General features: G+C 68.3%; 7 protein-coding genes. 3 read left to right on the top strand and 4 right to left on the bottom strand.

Annotation, left to right across the window (positions count from 1 at the left end; all coding sequences use genetic code 11):
• The first annotated feature begins 17 nt into the window (after nucleotides 1-17).
• Nucleotides 18-1,205, top strand: a complete 1,188-nt coding sequence (locus ACN269_RS32435) for a pyridoxal phosphate-dependent aminotransferase (RefSeq protein WP_421476806.1) — start codon at nucleotides 18-20, stop codon at nucleotides 1,203-1,205.
• Here ACN269_RS32435 and ACN269_RS32430 read toward each other — a convergent pair.
• Together ACN269_RS32430 and ACN269_RS32425 are read right to left on the bottom strand one after the other, a co-directional pair.
• Nucleotides 1,183-1,464, bottom strand: a complete 282-nt coding sequence (locus ACN269_RS32430) for a hypothetical protein (RefSeq protein ID WP_421476805.1) — start codon at nucleotides 1,462-1,464, stop codon at nucleotides 1,183-1,185. The two genes, ACN269_RS32435 and ACN269_RS32430, sit on opposite strands and share 23 nt — an antisense overlap.
• Nucleotides 1,465-1,510: 46 nt before the next feature.
• A complete protein-coding gene (locus ACN269_RS32425) occupies nucleotides 1,511-1,951 on the bottom strand; it encodes an SRPBCC family protein (RefSeq protein ID WP_421476803.1) in 441 nt (146 codons plus the stop codon).
• 167 nt (nucleotides 1,952-2,118) lie between these two features.
• Between ACN269_RS32425 and ACN269_RS32420 the strand changes: the two genes are divergently transcribed.
• Nucleotides 2,119-2,904 (top strand): MBL fold metallo-hydrolase, encoded by a 786-nt coding sequence (locus ACN269_RS32420; RefSeq protein WP_421476801.1) that lies wholly within the window; start codon nucleotides 2,119-2,121, stop codon nucleotides 2,902-2,904.
• Here ACN269_RS32420 and ACN269_RS32415 read toward each other — a convergent pair whose 3' ends face one another.
• Together ACN269_RS32415 and ACN269_RS32410 are read right to left on the bottom strand one after the other, a co-directional pair.
• Complete coding sequence (locus ACN269_RS32415) at nucleotides 2,905-3,366, bottom strand: SRPBCC family protein (RefSeq protein ID WP_421476799.1); 462 nt, start codon at nucleotides 3,364-3,366, stop codon at nucleotides 2,905-2,907.
• Between the two features lie 53 nt (nucleotides 3,367-3,419).
• Nucleotides 3,420-3,845, bottom strand: a complete 426-nt coding sequence (locus ACN269_RS32410) for a TetR/AcrR family transcriptional regulator (protein WP_421476797.1) — start codon at nucleotides 3,843-3,845, stop codon at nucleotides 3,420-3,422.
• Nucleotides 3,846-3,893: 48 nt separating this feature from the next.
• Between ACN269_RS32410 and ACN269_RS32405 the strand changes: the two genes are divergently transcribed.
• Nucleotides 3,894-6,286 (top strand): AAA family ATPase (locus tag ACN269_RS32405; protein ID WP_421476795.1); only part of this gene is annotated, 2,393 nt, incomplete at its 3' end.

Below are 6,286 nucleotides of genomic sequence, written 5' to 3'. Positions count from 1 at the left end.
GGCGGGCGCCTACGCTCATGGCCATGACGGTGTCGCGGTTGCAGCCCTACGCCGTCACGGTGTTCGCCGAGATGTCGGCGTTGGCGGCCCGCATCGGCGCGGTCAACCTGGGCCAGGGCTTCCCCGACGAGGACGGGCCGCCGGCGATGCTGGCGACCGCACAACGCGCCATCGCCGATGGCGTCAACCAGTATCCGCCGGGCCTGGGTATCGCCCCACTACGACAGGCCATCGCCGATCAGCGCCAGCGCCGTTTCGGCACCGTCTACGACCCCGACACCGAGGTGCTGGTCACCGTCGGCGCCACCGAGGCCATCGCCGCAGCCGTCCTCGGACTGGTCGAACCGGGCTCCGAGGTGCTGCTGATCGAGCCGTTCTACGACTCCTACTCGCCGGTCATCGCCATGGCGGGGTGCCACCGCCGCCCGGTACCGCTGCTGCCCGAGGGGCGCGGCTTCACCGTGGATGTCGACGGGTTACGGGCCGCGATCACCCCGAAGACCCGGGCGATGATCGTCAACTCACCACACAACCCGACCGGCATGGTGATCAGCGACCAGAAGCTGGCGGCGCTTGCGGAGTTGGCCGTCGCCGCCGACCTGCTGGTGATCACCGACGAGGTCTACGAGCATCTGGTGTTCGACGGCTCGCACCACACCCCGCTGGCCAACTTTGCGGGGATGGCCGAACGCACCGTCACCGTTTCCAGCGCAGCGAAGATGTTCAACTGCACCGGCTGGAAGATCGGTTGGGCCTGCGGCGCACCGGAACTCATCGCGGGGGTACGCGCCGCCAAGCAATACCTGTCCTACGTCGGTGGTGCGCCGTTCCAGCCCGCGGTGGCTCAGGCGCTCGACACCGAGGACGGCTGGGTCACGACGCTACGGCATTCGTTGCAGGCCAAACGTGATCGCCTCGGATCCGCGCTGGCCGAGTTGGGGTTCGAGGTGCACGACAGCTCGGGAACCTACTTCCTGTGCGCCGACCCGCGACCGCTGGGCTACCACGACAGCACCGCATTCTGCGCCGAACTGCCCGAACGTGCCGGAGTGGCCGCGATCCCGATGTCGGCCTTCTGCGATCCGGCCACCGCGCACGCCGATGTGTGGAATCACCTGGTGCGCTTCGCGTTCTGCAAGCGCGACGACACGCTGGAGGAGGCGATCCGCCGCCTCGCGGTGCTCAAGCGCGGGGCGCCTGGCTGATCGTGGCGTCTGGGGTGCCGACGGTCTGGCAGTAGGCCAGCACGGCCAGTCGGGTCCCGGTGACCTCCATGCCCATCGGGGCGGTGCCCTTCTGGTCCTCGAGCATCTTGGTCACGGCCTCGTTCTGCGTCGCCTCTTCGGCGGCGGTGAAATCGCCGCATTTGGTGTCCCCACCCTGATTGATCGTGGTGGACGAGCAGCTGCTGACCAGCGCTGCGGCGGCCAGTCCGGCCAGGGCCATGGTCGTGATGCGGTTCATGGCACACCTGTTGCCTTTTTGCCGACCAGCCAAACCTGCCGTACCGCTACCGGCCGTCCAGCACGCGTTTGCGAAGCCCCTCCGTCGCGGCGTCGACGACCGTCTTGCCTGCCCGCTTGATGAGAAAGTCCGGGAGCAGCGAGTCCGGCTCGACGGTGATGTCGACTCTGACCACGGTCGACTCACCGCTGGGATCCGGCCGCAACGTGTACTCGACATGCTGCGCGTACCGCCGCGTCGTCGGCTCGGCATCCCACACCAGCCAGTTCGGCCCCCATCGGTATTCCAGGATCTCGTCGTCGAGCAGGCCGAGCACTTTGACCGCGAGCCGAACATGGTGCGGGCGGCCGTCGTCGTATCTGTCGATGATCTCAGCGCGCCGGGTGGCCGGCGAGTAGGTAGGCATGGACTCCACGTCGGCCAGTGCAGCCATGATGGCGTCCGGCGGTGCCGCGATCACAATCTCCCGTGAGGTTCGAACTGCCACAACGCACCGCAGCCCTAGGTCGAACTGTCAGTCATGATGCGAACACGCACGTCCTCGGTAGCACCGTACCCATACTGCAAATTCTAGTTGCGCTTTTTCCTGTCGCAATGCTCACTTCAGCAAATCACCGACGGTATTGGGGTGTTCCCGATCGCTACGGTGGAGCGGTGCAGGTGCACCACCTCAACTGCGGGAGCATGCACCCGGTGGGTGCCCCGGCCGTCGTCTGCCATGTTCTGCTCGTCGAGACGAACAACGGCCTGGTCCTCATCGACACCGGCTACGGCCTGCGCGACATCGCGCAACCCACTCGCCTGGGACCGACGCGCCACTACTTCCGACCGGCGCTGGCCACCGACGAGGCGGCCGCCTGCCAGATCGAACGGCTCGGCTTTGCCCGCGAGGACGTCCGGCACATCGTGGTCACCCACTTCGACGTCGATCACATCGGCGGAATCTCGGACTTCCCCGAGGCCCACATCCACACCACGGCGGCCGAACTGCTCGGAGCCGTGCGCAACCCGTCGCTGCGGGAGAAGGTCCGCTTCCGCCCCGCGCAATGGGCCCACGGCCCCAAATTCGTCGAGCACACCCCCGACGGTGAGAAGTGGCGCGGCTTCGCAGCGGCCAAGGAACTCACCGACATCGCGGCCGGCATCGTGCTCGTCGCACTGCCCGGCCACACCCGCGGGCATGCATGCATCGGCGTGGACGCCGGGCACCGGTGGTTGCTGCACTGCGGCGACGCCTTCTATCACCCCGGCACGATCGACGGCCAGACACCGGTCCCGCGCGCCGTGCGCACCCTGGAGCCGATCTTGGCGCTGGACCGAAAGCGCGTGCGTGACAACCACGCTCGGCTCGCCGAACTGTACCGACGCGGGGAGCCCGACTTGTTGATGTTGTGCTCCCACGATGCGTCGCTCTTTGCGCACGCGAAGTCCACGGCGTGACTACGGATCGCCGACTCCGCCGCGCCCCTTCTTGACCTGCAGCACGCGCCTACGCAGTCCGTCGGTGGATGTTTCCATTGCACCCTTCATCGCCCGCTTGAGGACAAAGCCGGGAATGGGAACCGATGGGTCAACGGTGATCTCGAAGGCCACCTTCGTGTTGTCGCCATCCGGGCTGAGGGTGTAGCGGGCATCCTGGGCGCGCAACTGGCCGGCGCTGACCAGCGTCCAACTCACCCCGGTGTCGGTCCAGGTGTACTCGACGACCTGTTCGTCGGAGATGCCGGCGGTCTTCACCTTCATCTTGACTCGCTTGGGCCGCCCCTGCGCATCGGACTCCAGGATCTCGGCGCTCTGATACTGCGGGGACCACTCGGGGTTGGACTCGACGTCGGCGATGACGTCCAAGATCTCGGCGGGCGTCGCCTCAATGGTTACTTCGCGGGTGTAGTTGACGGCCACCGACGTGACGATAGTCCGCGCCGACGCCGAATCGGTGCGCTCAGCGAAATGGGCTACGGTGACCGAACGTCCAGCAGAGCGATGGATGGGCGCTGCACTCGACGCGCAATCGACCCCAACCAGGCCACGTCCCGGATCCAGCTCAGCGTCAGGGCCGGACGGGATTCAGCAACCGCGATCCAGGCTTCGATCGCCTGCCGCACTTGGCATTTCCACGGCGCGTGGTCGTCCACCGCGGGTGAGATGTGCCGGACCTGGCGCGCGTTGGCGTCAGCCAGCAGCGCCACGAAACACGCCTCCTTGCTGGTGAAATGCTCGTAGAAGGTGCGTGGCGAGGTGCGTGCTCGACGTACGATGTCGGCGACCGTGGTGCGCTGATACCCCTCCTCGGCGATCGACTCCTCCAGCCCGTCGAGCAGACGCTGGCGAAAATCGCCGTTGGCGGTTGTCGTCTCCGGGACATCGTTCGGGGCCAACACGCGTTGAATTCGGCTGCACCCGTAATTGACGAGAGTTATAGTCCACCCGTGATCAGCGGCGATCCGCTGACAGGGCGGGAGCACGAGCTAGCGGCCATTCGGCGCGCGCTCAGCGGGGGCGGCAAACACTGCGGTGTTGTCATCGTCGGCGCAGCGGGGGTGGGCAAGACGCGACTGGCTCGCGAAGTTCTGTCTCGGGCAACAGCAGCAGGCGACCGGACCACCTGGGTCGTCGGCACCGAGTCTGCGCGCCAGTTGCCGCTCGGTGCGTTCACGGCATCGATCACCGAGACGCTGTCGTCATCCCCGGCCGACGCCCTGCCGAACGTGCGGCGGGTGATCAACTCGTTTGTCCCTGCTGACCGTAAGGCCCGGGTGCTGGTCGGTGTCGATGATGCGCATCTGCTCGATGGACTCTCCGCGCACGTGGTGCATCAGCTCGCCCAGGCGCGTGGAGTGCGGTTGGTCGTCACGTCGCGGGCCGGCGCCGAGGAGCCCGACGCCGTCACCGCCCTGTGGAAGGACGGGCATCTGGCCCGCCTGGACCTTGAACCGCTGTCCGTCGAGTCCACCACGGCGCTGATCGAGACCGTCTTGGGCGGACCGGTCGACCGCCGCAGCGCCCGCCGGTTCTGGAAACTGACCGGCGGCAACGCGCTGTACCTGCGTCAGCTGCTGACCGATCAGGTCGCGGCCGGCCGGATGCGCCAGGTGGCAGACGTGTGGATGTGGGACGGCGACGTCGTCGTCTCCCAGGGCATCACCGATATGGTCGGCCATCGCCTCGGACGGCTGACCCCGGAACTGGCCCGCATCGTCGACCTGCTGGCGCTGTGCGAGCCGCTGCGCCTCGAGGTGCTCACTGATCTGGTGGACCGCCGCGATCTCGAAACCGCCGAACAGATGCGCCTGGTGACTGTCGAGCGCGGCACCGCCGGCTGGCAGACCCGGTTGGCCCATCCGCTCTTCGGCGAGCTGCGCCGGTCCTGCGCCGGTGAAATGTACCTGTCCGGGCTGCGCGGCAAGCTGGCCCAGCGGCTGGCCGCCGACCCCGACACCGACATGCAGGCCACCGTGCGCAGGGCACTACTGACCATTGATTCGGATCTGCCACCCGATCCCGAGCTGTATTTGACGGCCGCCCGCTACGCGATGACGCTGCTGGACCCCGACATGGCCGACCGGTTGGCCCGCGCGGCCGCCGACTGTGGCGCCCCGGAGGCCGCGCCGATGCGCGCGATGACCAACGTGCTGCTCGGCCGCGGTGCCGCGGCAGAGGAGATCCTGCGCGACATCAGCGCCGAACGGCGCCCCGATCATCACCACTGGGCCACCATCCGGGCGACCAACCTGATCTGGATGCTGGGCCGGCCTGCCGACGCCGCCGACATTCTCGACGGACTGGCGAACGCACCCGAGACCGAGACCGAAGTCGCCGAGCGAACCGCGATCCAGGCGTGCGTAGACGCGGTCGCCGGACGCGTCGGGGTGGCCGCGCAGGAAGCCCGCACGGCGCTGGATTCCGGGCTGCTGTCGGACTTTCACGCGATGATGGCCGCGGTGGCGGCGATGATGGCGTTCGGCGCGCTGGGCCGCGTCGACGATATCCCGGACTTGGCCAGCCAGGCCATCGAGCGAGCCAGCACGTCGTTCCAGTCCTCGCAGATGCGGTTCTGGTTCGGTTCCGTGCACGCCCGCGCGTGCCGGTTGACCGGCCGCATCGAGGACTGCGTGACAACGGCCGCGGCGCTGAACGAGTCGGCTCGAGACGTGCCGGGCGTGGCCTACGCCAACCTCGCCCACCTGCTCGGACATGCCGATCTGGCGCGCGGAGCGGTGACGGAAGCGGCCAAACGCCTGCATGAGGCCCGCGCCGGAGTGCACCAGCACGGCGTGACATCTGGCCTGCACGCGGCGTGCTGCTTTGGGCTTGCCGAGGCGCACGCCAAGCTCGGCGAGTCCGATGCCGCCAAATCCGCGCAGGCCGAAGCGCACAAGTGCGTGCCGACCGACTACGTCTACATGCAGACCAACCTGGCACTGGCCACTGGATGGGCGTTGGCCTCCGGCGGCGCGCTCACTGAGGCCATCGCCGAAGTGCAGCGCGCCGCAGCCGAAGCCCGGGACCGCGGCCAGCCCACCCACGAACTGGCCTGCCTGCAGGCCGCCGGGCAGTGGGGTGACAGTTCCGGAGCGGGTCGGGCGAGCGAGCTGGCCGACGAGCTGGCGCTGCCGATCGCCGGTTGCATCGCCGGCTACCTCGAGGCGCTGGCCGCCAACGACGGGGCCGGTCTGCTCTCGGCCTCGGGCAAGTTCGAGGCGCTCGGCGATCGGGTGACCGCGGCCGACGCCGCGGCGCAGGCCGGGGTGGCCTACACCCGGGATGGCCACCGCAAGCGTGGGCTGTATGCCGCGGCGGTGGCGCAGCGGCTGGCCGAGGA

The sequence above is a fragment of the Micromonospora sp. WMMD736 genome, assembly GCF_049179015.1.
Lineage (GTDB): Bacteria > Actinomycetota > Actinomycetes > Mycobacteriales > Micromonosporaceae > Micromonospora.
The sequence above is the reverse complement of the archived record's forward strand: the minus strand, read 5'-3'. Positions and strand labels throughout refer to the sequence as shown.

What these genes read in the sequence shown, in the direction of transcription:
- ACN269_RS32435 (WP_421476806.1), top strand. Translation starts at nt 18, where the DNA reads ATGGCCATGACGGTGTCGCGGTTGCAGCCCTACGCCGTCACGGTGTTC.
- ACN269_RS32430 (WP_421476805.1), bottom strand. Translation starts at nt 1,464, where the DNA reads ATGAACCGCATCACGACCATGGCCCTGGCCGGACTGGCCGCCGCAGCG.